This window comes from Pseudomonas sp. NFACC16-2 (genome assembly GCF_900119205.1).
Lineage (GTDB): Bacteria > Pseudomonadota > Gammaproteobacteria > Pseudomonadales > Pseudomonadaceae > Aquipseudomonas > Aquipseudomonas fluorescens_Q.
Genome location: NZ_FPIX01000005.1, coordinates 146,362 through 164,486 on the forward strand (window position 1 = coordinate 146,362; position 18,125 = coordinate 164,486).

Sequence of the window (18,125 nt, forward strand, 5' to 3'; positions counted from 1 at the left end):
TTATAGGAATTCATATGCAACGCAGTACTGCCAATGATTCATCCGCTCCGTTGAACGAGCGTTTCACCTTGGTGCTTTTGGCCCATGAGCAACCTGAAGCCTTGCGCAGGGCATTGCGTTACTACGCCGCTTACCCATGCGCTCTGCTCGTCCTCGACTCGTCTGTCGAATCGGATGCCGACAGTGTGGCGACATTGGCCGGCGTGCGTTATGTGCATCGGCCCGAAACAGGTCACTTCGCCAGCAAGCTTCGTCAAGGGCTGGAGTTCGTTACGACGCCTTACCTGGCCATGGTCGATGTCGATGCCTTCCTGCTGCCGGAAGCGCTTGATCAGTCACTGGAATTCCTGGCTGCCCATAGCGATTATTCGGCCTGCCAAGGTTACGCTCTGACCTTTGAGGCCCACGCTGCCCGTGTCGATTATTACCGGCGTGACCGCAAGGGGGTTGAGGATTTTGACAAGTCTTGTGCCCCGGAGCGCTTGGCGACGTATGCCAGTCACTGCCCATCGTTGATCAATGCTGTCGCTCGGACCGAGATCGTACAGCGCTGGTACGCCGTATTGCCTGTGGATCTCGATCTGGCCTGGCAAGAGCTTGGTCATGGTTGTGCGCTGATGGTGGCAGCGAAGGTGCGTATCCTGCCGATTCCTTACGCGGTGCACGCGCTGCAAACCCCTTCGACTCTTGAAGCACGCCAACTGGCGGCCGTGCTGAGCTATCGTGATGCGAACACTGCGGCGATCCGTGAGCGCCTTGTGGCGACGCTGGGTTCGATTTTCGAGATGGGCCAGGACGAGTCATCGCAGGCCATCGAGAGCCTGGTGGGGATTGGTGATTATTTGAGTCAGCGCGCAGCTTTCGCTCGGGCCAAGCTGTTCGAGTCGGGCTGGCTTTCGCAATTGGAAGGGCCTGTCTGCCGTTTCGAGCCGATGCAGTTTGTCGAATTGCCGTTCTACAACCAGCCGTTTTTCGAATGTCTGTCCAGGCTCGAGTTCCTGATGCATGCGATGCCTGCCGGACGCGTGCAACTGCAAGGGCTGGAAGCGGTGCTGCTCAAGCAAAAAGAACTGGCGCGACCACAGCGCAACACCGGCGCCGAACCGCTTAACGAGCGCTTGCTCAAGGCTTTCGAGCTCAACGCTTTCAATCTTGATGTGGTGCAACAATTGGCCGCGATCCTCGAAGAAGGCGGTGCCGAAGCCGTGAGCCTGAAGTTGAAGGCATGGGCGCAGCGTCTCCAGGACGTCATGGTGCAGGACCATGCCAGTCTTTTCGAAACCATGCGGTCCGGCCAGTTGCTACGCTGGCTGGATGGGCGTGAGCCGAGCGCGGACCAGGTCAAGGACATCACCCGATACTTGGCTCGCCATCAGGGCGGACCGATATTCGGCATCCTGTTGCTGGACCTGGAGGCGGATTTCACCCGCCTGCAGACAACCTTCGACAGTGTGATCAACGGGGCTTGCAGGGCATTCAAGATCATTGTATTCACGACCGGTGACCTGCCGGCCGAAACCACCCTCCAGAACACCCTGCATTTCGTCAAGGTCAACGAAAGCAACTATGTGGATCGGATCAACCAGGTCATCAGCCAGAGCGATTGCGACTGGATGGTCCTGGCCGAGGCGGGAGATGAGCTGACGCCATCCGGTCTGTTGCATGCCAGCTTGGAGCTGCTTGACGCACCGCAATGCCGAGCGGTGGCCATGGATGAATTCCAGCGCCAACCCGATGAAACCCTGAGCGATGTGTTCCGTCCCGGCTTCAATCTCGATCTGTTGTTGAGCGTACCGTCGTTGATGGCGCGGCACTGGTTGGTGCGTCGTGAGGTGCTGGTGCAGGCCGGTGGTTATTCGCGCGATTTCAAGGACGCCTTGGAGTTCGAATTGCTCCTGCGGTTGATCGAACAGGGCGGCATGGGTGGCCTGGCGCATTTGGACGAGCCGCTGCTGATTTGCCGGGCGCAGCCGGACAGCGACAACGCCGACGAGCGCAAGGCCCTGCTTCGCCACCTCGGGGCACGAGGCTACAAGGCCGACGTCAGTTCCGCGGTGCCAGGTGTCTACAAGATTGACTACCGCTTTATCGAACGTCCGCTGGTGTCGATCATCCTGCATGGCTACGGCGACCTGGTAAACCTGCAGCGATGCATCATCAACGTGCTGCAACGTACCCGCTACCAGCGCTTCGAACTGCTGGTGGCCGAACATCCGGTCCACGGCGCAGCAGTGAAGGACTGGCTACGCAGCCAGGGCCATCAGGCCAGTCGTGTGCGGTTCATCGATGTCGAGCCGGGGCTTGCCACGGCGGTCCTGATCAACCAGGCCAGCCAGCAGGCCAAGGGGGAGTATCTGCTCACCTTGGCGGTGGACAGCGAAGTGGTGAACGTCAACTGGATCGAACTCCTGCTCAACCAGGCCCAACGTCCGGAAGTCGGCGTGGTCGGTGCCCGATTGATCGACCGTCAGGGACGTACGACCCAGGCGGGCCTGATGCTTGGGTTCGACGGTGTGGTGGGCTCGGCGTTCGTCGGTGAGGCGGCGGATGCGCGGGGCTACATGAACCGCCTGGTGGCCGAGCAGGATTGCTCTGCGGTGTCCTTTGCTTGTCTGATGGTCTCCGCGCAGCTGTTCCAGGCGGTCGATGGCGTGGATGACGCCTTGTTCGCCGAGGGGCTGGGTGACGTGGACCTGTGCCTGCGAATCGCACAGGCCGGTTATCTCACGGTATGGACGCCGTACGTTCAGGTCGTGAATCCGGGCATCCTGTCGTCTTCGGACGAAGCCCGCCAGGCCCTGGTCGGGAAATGGCAGGACGCGCTGTCCCATGATCCGAATTACAACGCCAACCTGGCGACGACCGGTCCGGGCTTTACCCTTGGGCCGGTGGTACCGGTGCCGTGGTCGAAGCTCATTGGCCGGGCAGGCATGTAGGGCCCAGGCTTATCGCTGAACCACCGCCATCGCGAGCAAGTCCGCTCGCGATGGCGGTGGTTCAGCTTATGGAGAGGGTGACTATGTTGCCGTTATCGTGAGCAAGCTCGCTCCCACACTTATTTCCCCCTGTGGACGCAACATCCGCGCTTATTTCCCTCCCTATACCCATCAGTCAATCCTGAAATCCTAGCGAAACGAAGCCCAAAAAAACGGCGCTTTCTCTCTCCGGGGCGAGCGCCGTTTTCCCCTCAAGGCCCAGTAAACACGGGCTTCCAGCCAGTGGCACCATAATTGCTTTCTAGGTATCAACGCCTGTATTACCGGCGGGGACGCCGAATAATTGGCGTCTCTTGTGAGTAGTCCGAGCGTCTTTGACGCTGATGCGGTTCACATTTTGAGAGAGACATATGAAGGCAGTAATTCTGGCTGGAGGACTGGGTACTCGCATCAGTGAGGAGTCGCATCTCAAGCCCAAGCCAATGATTGAAATTGGTGGCAAGCCAATCATCTGGCACATCATGAAGATCTACTCTCACTACGGCATCAACGACTTTGTGGTCTGCCTGGGCTACAAGGGTTACGTCATAAAAGAGTATTTCGCCAACTACTTCCTGCACATGTCGGATGTCACGTTCGACCTGGCTGAAAACAGCATGCATATCCACCAGGGCAAGGCCGAGCCGTGGCGTGTCACGCTGGTGGACACCGGTGAAGTCACCGGTACCGGTGGGCGTCTCAAGCGCGTGCGCGATTATCTGGGCGATGAGACCTTCTGCGTCACCTATGGCGATGGCGTATCGAACGTCAACATTCGTGAGCTGGTGGAGTTTCACCAACAGCACGGCAAGCTGGCGACGGTCACGAGCGTTCAGCCACCGGGCCGCTTTGGCGCGATGGAACTCGAAGGTGCGTGTGTCAGAGGCTTCCAGGAAAAACCCCAAGGCGATGGCGGCTGGATCAACGGCGGTTTTTTCGTGCTGGAGCCTGCTGCGCTCGATGGTATTGAAGATGACACGACGACCTGGGAATACGAGCCGATGCGCAACCTGGCGCGGCAAGGTCAGTTGATGAGTCACTTGCACCATGGCTTCTGGCAGCCGATGGACACCTTGCGTGACCGTGTACTCCTCGAAGAGCGCTGGAGCAGCGGCCAGGCCGAATGGAAGCTCTGGTCTTGAACGCATTCTGGACGGGTAAAAAAGTTTTCCTGACCGGCCATACAGGCTTCAAGGGCGGCTGGCTGGCGCTGTGGTTGCGTCAGCTGGGGGCGGAGGTCCGTGGTTTTGCCTTGCCGGCTGACACCACGCCATCCTTGTGGTCTGTCGCGGGCCTGGACGGCTTGATCCCCGGGGACCTGGCCGACATTTGCGAAGGCGAGGCGCTGTCGTCGGCGCTCCAGGCATTCCAGCCGGACGTGGTCCTGCACCTGGCCGCGCAAGCGCTGGTACGCGAGGCCTATCGCAACCCTGTCCAGACCTATGCCACCAACGTCATGGGCACGGTCAATCTGCTTGAAGCCGTTCGCCATTGCCCCAGCGTGCGGGCAGTGGTCGTGGTGACGACCGATAAATGCTACGAAAACCGTGAGTGGGTCTTGCCTTATCGCGAGTGCGACGCCTTGGGCGGTTTTGACCCGTACAGCAATAGCAAGGCCTGTGTGGAATTGCTCTGTGCGTCTTACCGCAATTCGTACCTGAACAAATCTGGTGTGGCACTGGCGACCGCTCGGGCGGGCAATGTCATCGGCGGTGGTGACTGGTCGCCGGAACGCCTGTTGCCGGATATTTTCCGCGCCTGGAAGAACAATGAAGAAGTGGTCCTGCGTTATCCCCAGGCGACTCGCCCGTGGCAACACGCGCTCGAGCCGTTGATGGGCTACCTGATGCTGGCCCGGGCGCTGGTGGAAGAGGGCGAGCGTCACGTCGGCGCCTGGAACTTCGGCCCTGAGAGCGGCAGCGTCGCTTCGGTCGAAACCATTGTCGGCCTGCTTGCCGAGCAATGGCCGGTGCCGGTGCGCTGGTCGGTGGATCCCCTAGCGCAACCCCACGAGGCTGGTTTATTGGCACTCGACTCCAACAAGGCACGCGAAGAGCTTGGCTGGAGGCCGCGCTGGTCGCTGGCGACCAGCCTTGAACGCACGTTGGCCTGGCACCTGGCCTGGCAGAACGGCCAGGACATGCACAACTTTACCCGCAACCAGATCGCGGATTACCAAGGCGATACCCATGAGTGAAAGTACTACGCAGTTGCGCCAACAAATTGTCGAGCTGGTGGGGCGCTATGCGCAATCGGCGCTCGCGCCGCAGGTATTCGTTGCAGGCCAGAGCAGCGTACCGCCGGCTGGCAAGGTAATCGGTGCTGCTGAGTTGCAATCGATGACCGAGGCGGTGCTGGACGGTTGGTTGACCACTGGACGGTTCAACGAGGCCTTTGAGAAACGCCTGGGCAAGTACTTGGGGCGGCGCTGTGTGCTGACCACCAACTCGGGGTCGTCGGCCAATCTGCTGGCATTTTCTGCCTTGACTTCCTCGCGCTTGGGCGATCGCGCGATCAAACCCGGCGACGAAGTGATTGGTGTTGCCGCCGGCTTCCCAACCACCGTCAATCCGATCCTGCAGTTCGGCGCCGTCCCGGTGTTCGTCGACGTCCAGATGGGCACCTACAACATCGACCCGGCCAAGATCGAAGCGGCGATCGGGCCGAAGACCAAGGCCATCATGTTGGCGCACACCCTGGGCAACCCCTATGACCTGGGTGTCGTGCGGGCGCTGTGCGACAAATACAAGCTGTGGCTGATCGAAGACTGCTGCGATGCCCTGGGCTCGACCTACAAGGGCCAGATGGTCGGCACGTTCGGCGACATCGGCACGCTGAGCTTTTACCCGGCGCACCACATCACCATGGGCGAAGGCGGGGCGGTGTTCACTGACAGCCCGTTGCTCAAGCGCATCATGGAGTCCTTCCGTGACTGGGGCCGCGATTGCTACTGCGAGCCTGGCCAGGACAACACCTGCAAGCAGCGCTTTTGCAAGCAGATGGGCGAACTGCCGGAGGGTTACGACCACAAGTACACCTATTCGCACCTGGGCTATAACCTGAAGATTACCGACATGCAGGCTGCCTGTGCCCTGGCGCAGATGGACCGTGTTGAAGACTTCACGGTAGCGCGCAAGCGCAACTTCCGCTGGCTCAGCGAGCGCCTGGCCAACTGCGCCGATTTCCTCATCCTGCCCGAGGCGACTGCGGACAGCGATCCGTCGTGGTTCGGTTTCCCCGTGACCCTGCGCGACGGCTGCGGCATCCAGCGTGTCGAGTTGTTGCGTTACCTGGATAGCCAGAACGTTGGCACGCGCTTGCTGTTCGCCGGCAACCTGGTGCGTCAACCCTACATGCTGGGCCGCAACTTCCGCATCAGTGGCGAGTTGACGGTCACCGACAAGATCATGAACGACACCTTCTGGATCGGCGTCTGGCCGGGCCTGGGTGAAGAGCACCTGGCCCACGCGGCACGGTGCCTGGAACACTTTTTCGGGCTGGATCGCTGATGCGCGCCTATGTCCTCTGTGGAGGTTTCGGTACTCGCTTGAGTACCGTGCTTCAGGGCTCGCAAAAAGCCGTCGTGGATATTCACGGCCGGCCATTCCTGGCGTTGGTGCTGGCTGAGCTCAAGCAGGCGGGCATCACGCAGGCGGTTTTGTGCGCACATTATCGGGCCGATCAATTGGCCGAGCTGCTGCCGTCGCTGATGGCCGAAACCGGGCTGGACCTGCAGATTGTGGTGGAAAAACAACCCATGGGCACCGGTGGCGCGATCCTGCACGCCTTGCATCAAATGCCACCCGAAGGTCGCTTCCTGGTACTCAATGCCGATACCTGGCTCGACCGCCAGGCCTATCGGTTGGCCATGGCCGCCATCGGCGATGTGCTGGTGGGGGTGCAGGTGGAGGATCGCTCCCGCTATGGCAGCCTGGACTGCTCCGAGGATCTGCGATTGCTGGCGCTCAATGAAAAGGGGCTGAGCGGACCAGGCAAGGTTAATGCCGGCGTCTATGCGTTCGCCGCCGACTCCCTGCAGGCATGCACCGTCCAGGCCTGCTCGATGGAGCAGGACATCCTGCCGATGCTTATCCACCGTCAGTCACTCAAGGTCTGTGCCTACACCGGGCCGTTTATCGATATTGGAACGCCTGACGCCTTGAGCGCATTCAAGTCGGGGTTCAAGGAGGCCGTCAACTCATGAACCAATTGGCCAGAACACAAACGGTCTACCTGAACCAGACCATTCTCGATGCCGTCGAGTGCATCGAGACGGGCGATTTGCAAATCGTCTTTGTGGTCAACGAGCAGTGGCGCCTGGAAGGCGTGTTGACCAACGGCGACTTGCGTCGTTACCTGCTTCAGGGCGGGGCGACGAACGTGCCGGTCACCGAATGCATGAACACCGCTTACCGTTCGGTAAAAGTGGGTGCGTCGCGCGAGGAAATGCTCAAGATCTTCGACCTGAGCTACAACGCCATTCCGGTCGTGGATGAATCCGGTTGCCTGGTGGACGTCGTCACGCCCGCGCGGCTGGCGGCCAACCAGGAAGTGCCGGTGCTGGCCCGGGCAAGGGCGCCGGTGCGCATGAGCTTCAGTGGCGGTGGTTCGGACCTGACCTATTACTTCGTGGAAAACCCGGCCGCTGTACTCAGTTGCACGGTCGGGCTGTATTCCCACGCGACGTTGATCCCGCGTACCGACAATGTGATCCGGATTTTCTCCGAAGACCTGGGCACCCGCGAGTCCTATGAGTCCTTGGATGACCTCATGGACCATGCCGACAAGGGGCTGCTGGCGACCATCGTTTCGGTCATCCAGCCCAACTACGGGCTGGATCTGTACATGCGTTCCGATTTTCCGGTGGGCTCTGGGCTGGGTGGTTCGTCGGCGGTCGCCACGGCGGTCATTGCCGCGTTCAATGAACTGCGCCGTGATCGCTGGAGCACCTATGAGGTCGCGGAGCTGGCGTTCCAGGCCGAGCGCCTGTGCTTTGGCATCGCCGGTGGCTGGCAGGACCAGTACGCTTCGGCGTTCGGTGGTTTCAACCTGATCGAGTTCAAGGAGGGCCGCAACCTGGTGCACCCGATCCGCCTTGAAGATTCGATTTGCAACGAGCTGGAAGAGTGCCTGGTGCTCTGCGATACCCGCATCTCCCATGACTCCGGCAAGCTCCACGTCCAGCAGCGCGAAGAAATGAGCAGCAGGGGCGAGCAAAGCCTGCTGCTGACAGAAAGCGTGTCGCTGTGCCGCCGAATGCACCATCACTTGATCCGCGGCGAACTGCATGATTTCGGGCGCTGCTTGCACGACGGTTGGATGCTCAAGAAACAGTTTTCCCAAGCCGTGAGCGACGGTGTGCTCGACCAGATCTACGAGTGCGCCCTTAACGCGGGTGCGCTGGGTGGCAAGCTGCTGGGCGCCGGTGGCGGTGGTTTCTTCCTGTTTTTCGTACAACCCCAGCACCGTCAAGCCGTGACCGAAAAGGTCAGAGCGCTTGGCTGCCGAACCACCGATTTCCGTTTTGAATCCAGCGGTGTCACTTCCTGGCGGACCAAAATTCAATGAGTAAGCAGATATTCAGCATCGATGGGATCACCATTGGTGAGGACCACACTTTTGTCATCGCGGAAGTGGGCAATAACCATAACGGCTCGGTGGAGCTGGCCCGGCAACTGGTGGACGCCTCCATCGAGGCGGGCGCCGACTGCGTGAAGTTCCAGCTGCGCAACCGCGAAGCCCTGTACCGGCGCAAGGCCGATGGCTCGCGCGCTGAAGACTTGGGTGTGGAATACATTCAAGACCTGTTGGATAAAGTCGAACTGAGCGTGGATGAACATCGGCTGATTCGCGACTACTGCGCGCAAAAGGGCATCAGTTATATCTGCACCCCTTGGGACGAGCCGAGTGTGGACGTGCTGGCCGGTTTCGACGTGCCAGCGCTGAAAATCGCCTCCGCCGACCTCTGCAACCCTTACCTGATCGCCAAGGCCGCGTCCCTGGGCAAGCCGTTGATCCTGTCGACCGGCATGTCCCTGGAGCATGAGATCGAGCGCGCCATCGAGCAGTTGAACGGCTTGGGCGTACCGTTCGCATTGCTGCATTGCAACAGCACCTACCCGGCACCGGAAACCGATATCCAACTCGGTTATCTGGCACGCCTGCGCGAGCTGCACGGCCTGATCGGTTACTCCGGTCACGAACGTGGCACTGCCATCAGCATCGCCGCCGTGGCCCTGGGCGCCAAGCTGATCGAGCGCCACATCACCCTCGATCGCGGCATGGAAGGCCCGGACCACCTCGCCAGCCTGGAACCGGAAGAATTCCGCCAACTGGTCGACGGTATCCGCCAGGTCGAGAAAGCGTTGCCGTGGACCGGGCCGGGACGCCACGCCAGCCAGGGCGAATTGCTCAACCGCGAAAATCTCGGCAAAAGCGTGATCGCCGCCCGCGCCATCGAGGCCGGCGAAACGTTCACCCAGGACATGTTGCGTGTCGCCAGTCCGGGCCAGGGCCTGCCGCCGTATCGACTGGCCGACCTGCTGGGCAAGCAGGCCGGTCGGGCCGTTGCCCAGGGCGATTTCCTGTTCGACAGCGATCTGGTCGCCCAGCAAGTGATCCGTCGCGAATACGCCATGCCGATTCTCTGGGGCGTGCCGGTTCGTTATCACGACTTTTTGCAATACGACCAGTGGATCAAGCCCGACCTGTTCGAATTCCATCTGTCCTACCGCGACCTCAGTGTGGCGCCGCACGCGTACCTGCGGACCGTGGAATGCTCGCGCCTGGTGGTCCATGCGCCCGAGCTGTTCGAAAACAGCGAACTGTTGGACCTGGTGGCCGATAACCTGGAATACCGCCAACGCTCCATTGCCAACCTGCAACGGGTGGTGGATGCGACCTTGCAGATTGCCGAGTTTTTCCCTAACGCCGATTCGCTGCTGATCGTGGCGAACGTCGGCGGCTTTTCGGCTGACGAACCGTTCCCGATCAGTCATCGGGCCGAGCTGTATCGACGCTTTCGCGAGTCCTGCGCCCAGATCGATTTTGGCCGTACCGAACTGATCCCGCAGAACATGGCGCCGTTCCCGTGGCACTTCGGCGGGCAGCGCCACCAGAACATTTTCATGATGCCGCAGGAACTGGCCGAGCAGGCCAAGGCCATGAACATGCGCCTGTGCCTGGATCTCTCGCATCTGCAAATGGCCTGCTTCCATTTCGGTCTGGACTTCCAGGCGGCGCTGGCCCTGTTGCTGCCGCATTCGGCGCACCTGCATGTGGCGGATGCCAAGGGCAGTAACGGCGAAGGTGTCCTGATGGGCACCGGGGACGTGGACTGGCCGGCCACTTGGGCGCAGCTCAAGGATTATCCACAGGTGAGTTTCATTCCCGAAGTGTGGCAAGGCCACAAGGATCACGGTGCTGGATTCTGGTCGGCGCTTGAATTCCTGAACAAATTGAATTGAGCCGAGCGCTCGGCGAACTGAGGTTTTGAACGATGAGTACCAAAATGCGTGTAGCTGACTACATCATGAATCGACTGGCGGAACTGGGCATCAAACAGGTGTACTTCCTGCCAGGTGGCGGCGCCATGCATTTGAACGATGCCCTGGGACGTCATCCAGACCTGGAGCCGATCCTCTGCCTGCATGAACAGGCCGCCGGCATCGCAGCCGAAGCGGCGGGCAAGCTGACCGGGGGGCCGAGTGCCTGCATGACCACGTGCGGTCCGGGCGCCACTAACGCGGTCACGGCGACCCTGGGTGCCTGGCTCGACTCCACACCGGTATTTTTCATCTCCGGCCAAGTCAAGACCGCCGACTTGAAGGCCGGCACCGGTTTGCGCATGTTGGGCGTGCAGGAGGCCGACATCGTCTCCATCGTTTCCTCGATTACCAAGGGCGCGGTGACCCTGACCGACCCACTGGCGGTCGCTGAAGTGTTCGATGAACTCGAACATGCTGCGCTGACTGGCCGTCGTGGTCCGGTCTGGCTCGACGTACCGCTGGATGTACAAGCGGTCCAGATCGATCCCGCTCAATTGCGCCGTGCCAAATTGCCGCCGGTTGCCGCAGCGGTCGATGTCAGCGAGTCGGTGAGCCGCACGCTTGAGTTGCTCAAGACCGCCAAACGTCCGGGCATCATTGCCGGCAGCGGTATTCGCATGGCCGGTGCGGTCGAGGCTTTCAATGCATTGATCGAGAGCGCGGGCGTCCCCGTCATGCCGACATGGCTGTCCATGGACCTGATCGAGGATGATCATCCGCTCTTCGGCGGTCGTCCTGGTTCGATCGCGCCGCGCTGGGCGAACTTTACTCTGCAGAATTGCGACCTGTTGATTGTCTTGGGCTCGCGCCTGGACATGGCGCTCACGGCCTACAACCACGCGCATTTCGCACCCTATGCCAAGAAGGTCGTGGTCGATATCGACCCGGCTGAAATCGCCAAGCTGCAAATGCCGGTTGAAGTCAAAGTCGTGGCTGACGTCAAGCCGTTCATTGAAGGGCTCGTGGCGGGTATCAAGGCCGCCGCGCTGCCGGATTATTCCGCGTGGCGTTCGCAGATCGCGGCCTGGCGCGAGCGGTATCCATTGCTGCAACCTGAGCACGCCGACGACAGCGAAGGCGTGAGCATGTATCACTTCACCGATCGTCTGTCGGACCTGCTGAGCGAAGGTGATGTGATCGCCCCGGGCAGTTCCGGTTTCGCCTCGGAACTGTTCCTGCTCAATCTGCGCCTGAAGAAAGATCAGCGCTGCTTCCACAACCGCGGCACCGGCTCGATGGGCTTCGGCGTGCCGTCGGCTATCGGCGCCTGCCTTGCCTCGGGTCGTAAACAGACGATCTGTGTGGAGGGCGATGGCGGTGTGCAGCTCAATATCCAGGAACTGGCCACGCTGGCCGCGCAGAACCTGCCGATCAAGTGCTTCGTGATCAACAACCAGGGCTACGCCTCCATCCGTACGTCGCAGAACATGCACTTCAAACTGCTGGTCGGTGCCGATGACACCAGCGGCCTGAAACTGCCCGACCTGCAGCAATTGTCCGCCGCCTATGGCGTGGGCTATGCACGCATCGACGCCCACGAGGGGCTGGACGCCGCATTGAGTGAAGTGCTCGCGCGCAGTGGTCCGGTGATCTGCGAAGTGCTGGTCCAGGTCGAAGAGGCGCGGGTGCCGCGTGTGATGACCCGTATCAACGAGCAGGGCAAGCCGGAGACCGGTGCGCTGGAAGACCTTTACCCATTTCTGCCGCGCGACGAATTCAATGCGCAGATGGCGATTTCGGAGCGCAACTGAAATGGCCTGGCTGAAGAGAAAATTGACCGGTCTTAGCTACCGCTATTTGCGCGGTACGGTTTCCTGGGCGCATGCCAAGTCACCTGAAATTCGTCATGAGCGGTTGTTGCCATATTCGAGCTATGCGCCGTGGTGCGGCGATAAGTCCTTTGAGCAAGCGCTCGCGCTGGTCGAACGCAATACTCTCGTGGATAAATACCGGCTGTATGAGCTGTGGTCGCTGGCCCGGCAGTTGGATGGCGTCGATGGCGACTTTCTTGAAGTGGGTGTATGGCGCGGTGGTTCGGGTTGCTTGTTGGCGCTGGCTAGCCAGCGGCCTGGCCGCAAGGTGTTCCTGGCTGATACGTTCACCGGTGTGGTCAAGGCGGGCAGTCTTGATACCCGCTACGAGGGTGGGGAACACAGCGACACGGATATTCAACTGGTGGAGGCCCTTGCCGCCCGTTGCGGCGTGATCGATCGTGTCCACCTGCTGGAAGGGATGTTCCCGGAGCATAACGCCGAACATGTCGGTCCACGGCTGGCCTTTCTGCACATTGATGTGGACGTGTATGAGTCCGCGCGCAGCGTGCTGGAATGGGCGTTGCCACGCCTGGTGGCCGGTGCTGTCGTGGTGTTTGACGATTATGGTTTCTTTGGTTGCGAAGGTGTGACCCGATTGGTGAACGAGTTCACTGCCGCGAACCAGGATTTCCGCTTCTTGCACAACCTCAACGGGCATGCCGTGTTGGTGCGGATCGCGTCAGGAGACCGACATGCTTGATGAGCAGAACTTCAAACATGTGCTGGTTTATGGCGCGCGCTTGGCTGGCCAGCGGGTCCAGGCTTATTTGGCGGATCGAGATGTCAGGATCAGCGCTTTCCTGGATCGCGATGCGTCTCTGGATCAGGTCGATGGCATCCCTGTCGCCAGTGCCCAGGACTGGGCTGCCAGTCATGATCCGGCCAGTGCCTGCGTAATCATCGGCTTGTTCAACAATTACGTGGATGTCGGCGAAGTCGTGGCCCAATTGCAGCAGTTGGGTTATGGCCGTGTTGTCAGCCTTGTTGAGTTCGTTCGTCATTTTCCCGAAGGGCAGCCGTTTCGTTACTGGTTGGTGGACCCGCGTTACTACGAGGCCAATGCTGATCGGATCGCCCATCTGCGCGAGAACCTGGCCGATGAAACCAGCCGGGAGCTGCTGGATCGCATCGTTGATTTCAGAATTACCGGTGACTATCTACGCTTACCTGCGCCTTCGCCGCGACAGTATTTTCCTGAAGATTTGCCGACTTGGCCGCAGCCGTTGCGTTTTATCGATTGTGGCGCTTATACCGGCGATACCGTGGAAGAGATGCGCGCCTCTGGCCTGTTTTTCGAGGCCGTCGCTACTTTCGAACCAAACCTTGAAAACTATGCGGTGCTCGTCAAGAGCCAGGGCAATCTCAACGCAGTCAACTTTCCTTGCGGTGTGTCCGATGGCAATCGTCAGGTCGGCTTCGATGGCGCGTTGGGCGCTGGCGGCCATCTTGTCGAATCGGGCGGCGAGACCGTGACCTGCGTTCGACTGGATGACGCACTGCCGGGCTTTGCGCCGACACTGATCAAGATGGACATTGAAGGCGAAGAGCCTGCTGCGCTGGAGGGGGCCTTGCAACTTCTTCGTCAGTACCGTCCGAACTTGGCCGTCAGCATCTATCACCGCGCCGAACATCTGTGGAGCATTTTTGAACAGATAGACGGATACGGCCTGGGTTATCGCTTTTTTCTGCGCTGTCATGCCCATAGCTCGTTCGATACGGTGCTTTATGCGGTCGCGCCCAATGACTTTGAACGCTGCAATGGGGTAGCAACGCATGCGTAACTATGAAAATGCCGATCTGCTGCAAAGTGAAGCGCTGACGGAAGGCCATACCTATCAGTGCACGATTTCCCTTGATGGACAATCCTCGATCCTGAAGTTTCGTTTCGATCCACAGGCGAGCATTGCTGCCGAACAGGAAGTGGTGCTGCGCTCGCGCCATCATTTGGATGTCCTGAAACGACTCGGCACCTATCCCGCCATAGCCAGGTTGCTTTGCGATAGTGCCTCCGACTTTTCCTATGAACCATTGGAAAGGCAACTTGATGCGCCGGTCTATGTCTTTGGTGCCCATCAAGTGGGGGTGCTATTGGCGCGTCTTTACGCCAACCGCGGTGGGAGTGTCCAAGCATTCTTCGATAACGATGCGAGCAAACACAACACAACGCTCGATGGGATACCGGTGAAGGCGTTCGACCTTTCCAGCCTGCCCGACAATGCACTTATTGTCTTGGGCAGTGGCCGCTACAGTGCGGTCATTCAACATGACCTGGAGGCCAAGGGTTGGGGCAATTTCATGACCATGCAGCAATTTCTTGTTGCGATGGATGCGCCTTATATCACTGAGGCCAGTTTCCGCAATTACAGGACTAAGGTCATCGATGAACGCTTGGCTTTCATCTCCGCATTTCTATGCCTTGATGATGAGCGCTCGCGACAAGTATTCGATGGCTTGATGGGCATGCGCCTTGATCTCGGCCATGCTGACTCGAAGATTCGTTCCGACTTCATGGATGAATATGTCGAACCCGAATTCATCCGGGCTGAAGACCTTCGTCATTATGTAGATGCCGGTGCCTATAACGGCGACACATTGAGCAAAATCGAATCACGTTTCGGTCCGGTGGAAAGTGCCTGTCTTTTTGAACCAGAGCAACTGGCATTCCTGGAATGCCAGAGTAAGTTCGACGGGCGCTCCGAAGTGAGGGTGCTTCAGGCAGCCATGACCGAAGTGGCTTGCCAATTATCGGCGCCCGAATCCAATAGTTGTGATGTGCTCGGTGCGTTATCTTCCGAGCAGCCGGCGACAGCGCTTGCGCATGTACCTGGCATCCCGCTGGACGAGATCATGTCCGGCGACGTGACGCTGATCAAGCTCGACATCGAAGGCGCCGAACAAGGCGCGCTGCGTGGCGCTCGCCAAGTCATACAGCGTGAACGACCGAAGTTGTGCGTGTGTGCCTATCACCGTAGTGATGATTTATGGAAATTGATCGATACGGTTCTTTCCATTCGTTCGGATTACAAAGTCGGTGTTCGTCATTATTCGGATATTGTCGACGACACCACGCTCTATTTTTATTAATGCCTCGGCTCGTGAGACAACTTCACGATTGATTAAAAAGAATTTTAAGGGATGTACGTCAATGAGTTTCAATCCCACCCTGGCTGATCGCTTGGAATACTGGAACGGCTTTTATAGTCGTCAAGATACATCGGTGCCGCAATTGCCTTCTCAGTTTTCAGTGTTCTCTGCTGGCGAGTTCATTGGCGTGGACGCGGTCGTTGAGTTTGGTTGCGGCAACGGGCGCGACAGTGAATTTTTTGCGCTCAACGGTTTTCAGGTGTTGGCATTCGATGCTTCCAGCGAAGCCATCGCTTTATGCCGACAGCGCACAAAAAGTGCCAAGGTCCAGTATTTGCTGAGTAACGCCGAGGGCAGTACCGAACACCTCCAGGATTTCCTGCAAGGCAAACGTCGCGTTGCGGTCTATGCGCGTTTCTTTTTGCATGCGATCGACGCCGAGGTGGAAAAGGCATTCTTTGACATGCTGGAAAATACGCTTGCACCCGGCAGCCTGGTTTTCCTGGAGTACAGGACCAAGGAAGATGAAAGCGGGGCGAAACGATTTGGTCAGCATTACCGTCGCTATATCGACCATGAGGCATTGATCGATACGCTACAGGGGACGGGATTTTCAATTGCCTACCAGATACAGGGGCGAGGTTTTGCAAAGTACCGCGATGAAGATGCTCTAGTTGGGCGTTGCGTTGCTGTAAAGGGGTGAACATGGTACCTGAACAACTTAAAGAAAAACGCTTGGTGCTGTTTGGTGCCGGGCGAGTGGCACGGCTGATGTTCGCCCGGTTTCCCGAGTTGAACGTGGTTGCGTTTGCTGATAACGATCCGCTCAAGGAGGGAACCTTCGTCGGCCGGGTGCCGGTCGTTCTGCCCTCGACCTTGCATTCTTTGGAATACGATCTGGTCGTTATAAGTACTGGTTGGTGGGAAAGTATTACCGCTCAACTGGAGGAATTGGGTGTTTCGGCAGAGAAAATCGTCCTTCCTCCTAAAAGCATGCTGGCGGTCAATAATGGCGCCAAACCGTTTTCACATGACTTCACCAAAGCGCTGGCAGTGGATGCCATTCAACGGGTCGGTGATTTTGCGGAGATGTTCAACATACCCATTCTGATGGATTTCGGCACGCTTCTGGGGGCCACACGCGATGGTGACTTGATCCCGTGGGATGATGATGTCGATTTTTCTATCAATGACGACAAATTCCCCCTGCTGTTGGATCATCTGTCCGATCTCAAGTCGCTCCTTCCGCATCGAACGGGCGTTTGCATCGAAATCATCATCCTCAAGTCCGGTGATTTCGTCACCGGTGTGTCTGTTACATTCGAGAACCTGGTTAATTGCGACGTCATCGTTCCGTTTGAACTGGGTTTCATGCGGCGAATTTTTGAAGATGGGAAATCGGTCACCAAGTCATCCGGTCCGGAGTTTATCGCCCCTGAAGTGCATTTTCGTTCGGCGGATACAATGAACTTCCTGGGGCGACAGTTTTTCACTCCACACGATGTACCCGGTTACCTGACGTACGTTTATGGTAATTGGCAGGCCCCCAAGCAGGATGTCACGTTGGCTGACTATCCGATGCAGGAGTCTGATTACCGAGAAACCTTGAGGTCAGTTTTCTGAAGAAGAACATGCACGTTTGCCAGTCAGGTTCCGCATTCAGGTTGCCTGACTACCTGCAACCGATTCTGGCCAGGCTAAGCCTGCAGGATGAACTGTCCGGTGCTCATCTTCTGTTGACTGGCGGAACGGGGTTCTTTGGTCGCTGGCTACTGGCATTGCTAGGCGAGCTCAACAATCGAGGGGCCGCCATCACGGTGACAATCACCTCGCGTAACCCCGCGCGCTTCCTGGCGGCTCATCCCGAATATCGCGAGTGCGACTGGATCAGCTGGTTTACCGGGGACATCCGTGATCTCGTGGACTTGCCGGGGCGTGCACCCGATTTGATCCTGCATGCCGCTGCGGATACATCGGCAGAGGCGAATGCGCATCCATTGGAGCTGTTCAATACACTCGTGGACGGTACGCGACGGGTATTTGACCTTGCCGCACGTAGCGCTTCCTCTCGCGTGCTGATAACCGGCTCAGGTGCCCAGTATGGAAGCCTGCCTTTTTCTACCGGCGTCTGCGAGTCATATAGCGGAGCCTGTGCAAGTAATGCAGTGGCCAGCGCTTACGCGGAAGGCAAGCGGGCGCAGGAAACGCTGGGGGCGTTGTATGCGCAACGTCATGGAATCAAGGTGGTGATGACTCGCTGCTTTGCTTTCGCGGGGCCAGGACTGCCCCTGGATGGACACTTTGCCATTGGTAACTTCGTTCGTGACGCCCTCTATGGCGATGAGATTGTTCTCAACTCCAGTGGCCAGGCGATTCGCAGCTATCTGTATGGCGCAGACCTTGCGGCCTGGCTGTTGACCTTGCTTGTGCGCGGCGAATCCGGTGTTGCCTACAACGTGGGCTCCGACCAGGCAATCAGCATCGCTGACCTGGCCCGGCGAGTCGTTTCCCGGATAGCGCCAGAGAAGCCGGTGAAAGTACTGGGACGTCCCGACGACGCGGGGCGCTCGTTCTATGTGCCTGATATCAATCGCGCCAGAGGATTGGGGCTGGACGTCTGGACTTCCCTGGATGCCACCATTGACCGCATGGCGGATTGGGCCCGTGACATGGATTACGGATCGACATTTGATGCCCGCTGACCG

Annotated in this window: 14 protein-coding genes; all 14 read left to right on the forward strand. The window is 58.8% G+C overall.

The annotated features are described in order from the left end of the window. Window positions 1-14: 14 nt before the first annotated feature. The 14 genes from BT116_RS06995 (at window position 15) to BT116_RS07060 (ending at window position 18,122) form a co-directional block, all read left to right on the forward strand. A complete protein-coding gene (locus BT116_RS06995; protein ID WP_072341545.1) occupies window positions 15-2,936 on the forward strand; it encodes a glycosyltransferase family 2 protein in 2,922 nt (973 codons plus the stop codon). 410 nt (window positions 2,937-3,346) lie between these two features. Beyond that, window positions 3,347-4,117, forward strand: a complete 771-nt coding sequence (gene rfbF / locus BT116_RS07000) for a glucose-1-phosphate cytidylyltransferase (protein ID WP_072341548.1) — start codon at window positions 3,347-3,349, stop codon at window positions 4,115-4,117. Further along, window positions 4,099-5,172, forward strand: a complete 1,074-nt coding sequence (rfbG, locus tag BT116_RS07005) for a CDP-glucose 4,6-dehydratase (protein WP_072341550.1) — start codon at window positions 4,099-4,101, stop codon at window positions 5,170-5,172. Before rfbF ends, rfbG begins: the two co-directional genes overlap by 19 nt. Next, complete coding sequence (gene rfbH / locus BT116_RS07010) at window positions 5,165-6,484, forward strand: lipopolysaccharide biosynthesis protein RfbH (RefSeq protein ID WP_072341553.1); 1,320 nt, start codon at window positions 5,165-5,167, stop codon at window positions 6,482-6,484. Before rfbG ends, rfbH begins: the two co-directional genes overlap by 8 nt. Continuing rightward, the gene (locus tag BT116_RS07015; RefSeq protein WP_072341556.1) at window positions 6,484-7,179 is read left to right on the forward strand and encodes a sugar phosphate nucleotidyltransferase; all 696 of its coding nucleotides are present in this window, start codon (window positions 6,484-6,486) and stop codon (window positions 7,177-7,179) included. Before rfbH ends, BT116_RS07015 begins: the two co-directional genes overlap by 1 nt. Beyond that, window positions 7,176-8,543, forward strand: a complete 1,368-nt coding sequence (locus BT116_RS07020; RefSeq protein WP_072341559.1) for a GHMP family kinase ATP-binding protein — start codon at window positions 7,176-7,178, stop codon at window positions 8,541-8,543. Before BT116_RS07015 ends, BT116_RS07020 begins: the two co-directional genes overlap by 4 nt. Then, entirely contained in the window at window positions 8,540-10,441 is a 1,902-nt protein-coding gene (locus BT116_RS07025; RefSeq protein WP_072341561.1) for an N-acetylneuraminate synthase family protein, read from the forward strand. The genes BT116_RS07020 and BT116_RS07025 overlap by 4 nt, the downstream gene beginning before the upstream one ends. A gap of 32 nt (window positions 10,442-10,473) precedes the next feature. Next, window positions 10,474-12,273 (forward strand): thiamine pyrophosphate-binding protein, encoded by a 1,800-nt coding sequence (locus BT116_RS07030; RefSeq protein WP_256572580.1) that lies wholly within the window; start codon window positions 10,474-10,476, stop codon window positions 12,271-12,273. Window position 12,274: 1 nt separating this feature from the next. After that, on the forward strand, window positions 12,275-13,036 hold the full coding sequence (locus tag BT116_RS07035; protein ID WP_072341567.1) for a TylF/MycF/NovP-related O-methyltransferase: 762 nt from the start codon (window positions 12,275-12,277) through the stop codon (window positions 13,034-13,036). Beyond that, window positions 13,029-14,117 (forward strand): FkbM family methyltransferase, encoded by a 1,089-nt coding sequence (locus BT116_RS07040; protein WP_072341569.1) that lies wholly within the window; start codon window positions 13,029-13,031, stop codon window positions 14,115-14,117. The genes BT116_RS07035 and BT116_RS07040 overlap by 8 nt, the downstream gene beginning before the upstream one ends. After that, the gene (locus tag BT116_RS07045) at window positions 14,110-15,420 is read left to right on the forward strand and encodes an FkbM family methyltransferase (protein ID WP_072341571.1); all 1,311 of its coding nucleotides are present in this window, start codon (window positions 14,110-14,112) and stop codon (window positions 15,418-15,420) included. The genes BT116_RS07040 and BT116_RS07045 overlap by 8 nt, the downstream gene beginning before the upstream one ends. Window positions 15,421-15,481: 61 nt before the next feature. Continuing rightward, window positions 15,482-16,123: a class I SAM-dependent methyltransferase gene (locus BT116_RS07050; protein WP_072341574.1), complete on the forward strand. Its 642-nt coding sequence runs from the start codon at window positions 15,482-15,484 to the stop codon at window positions 16,121-16,123. A gap of 2 nt (window positions 16,124-16,125) precedes the next feature. Beyond that, window positions 16,126-17,043, forward strand: a complete 918-nt coding sequence (locus BT116_RS31220; RefSeq protein ID WP_072341577.1) for a LicD family protein — start codon at window positions 16,126-16,128, stop codon at window positions 17,041-17,043. 41 nt (window positions 17,044-17,084) lie between these two features. Next, window positions 17,085-18,122: an NAD-dependent epimerase/dehydratase family protein gene (locus tag BT116_RS07060; RefSeq protein WP_256572579.1), complete on the forward strand. Its 1,038-nt coding sequence runs from the start codon at window positions 17,085-17,087 to the stop codon at window positions 18,120-18,122. Window positions 18,123-18,125: the final 3 nt, after the last annotated feature.

Bases quoted from the DNA above. Each gene is read 5' to 3' on its own strand.
- BT116_RS07020 (WP_072341559.1), top strand. From the start codon at position 7,176: ATGAACCAATTGGCCAGAACACAAACGGTCTACCTGAACCAGACCATT.
- rfbF (WP_072341548.1), top strand. From the start codon at position 3,347: ATGAAGGCAGTAATTCTGGCTGGAGGACTGGGTACTCGCATCAGTGAG.
- rfbG (WP_072341550.1), top strand. From the start codon at position 4,099: ATGGAAGCTCTGGTCTTGAACGCATTCTGGACGGGTAAAAAAGTTTTC.
- BT116_RS07030 (WP_256572580.1), top strand. From the start codon at position 10,474: ATGAGTACCAAAATGCGTGTAGCTGACTACATCATGAATCGACTGGCG.
- rfbH (WP_072341553.1), top strand. From the start codon at position 5,165: ATGAGTGAAAGTACTACGCAGTTGCGCCAACAAATTGTCGAGCTGGTG.
- BT116_RS07050 (WP_072341574.1), top strand. From the start codon at position 15,482: ATGAGTTTCAATCCCACCCTGGCTGATCGCTTGGAATACTGGAACGGC.
- BT116_RS07035 (WP_072341567.1), top strand. From the start codon at position 12,275: ATGGCCTGGCTGAAGAGAAAATTGACCGGTCTTAGCTACCGCTATTTG.
- BT116_RS06995 (WP_072341545.1), top strand. From the start codon at position 15: ATGCAACGCAGTACTGCCAATGATTCATCCGCTCCGTTGAACGAGCGT.
- BT116_RS07025 (WP_072341561.1), top strand. From the start codon at position 8,540: ATGAGTAAGCAGATATTCAGCATCGATGGGATCACCATTGGTGAGGAC.
- BT116_RS07045 (WP_072341571.1), top strand. From the start codon at position 14,110: ATGCGTAACTATGAAAATGCCGATCTGCTGCAAAGTGAAGCGCTGACG.
- BT116_RS07015 (WP_072341556.1), top strand. From the start codon at position 6,484: ATGCGCGCCTATGTCCTCTGTGGAGGTTTCGGTACTCGCTTGAGTACC.
- BT116_RS07040 (WP_072341569.1), top strand. From the start codon at position 13,029: ATGCTTGATGAGCAGAACTTCAAACATGTGCTGGTTTATGGCGCGCGC.
- BT116_RS31220 (WP_072341577.1), top strand. From the start codon at position 16,126: ATGGTACCTGAACAACTTAAAGAAAAACGCTTGGTGCTGTTTGGTGCC.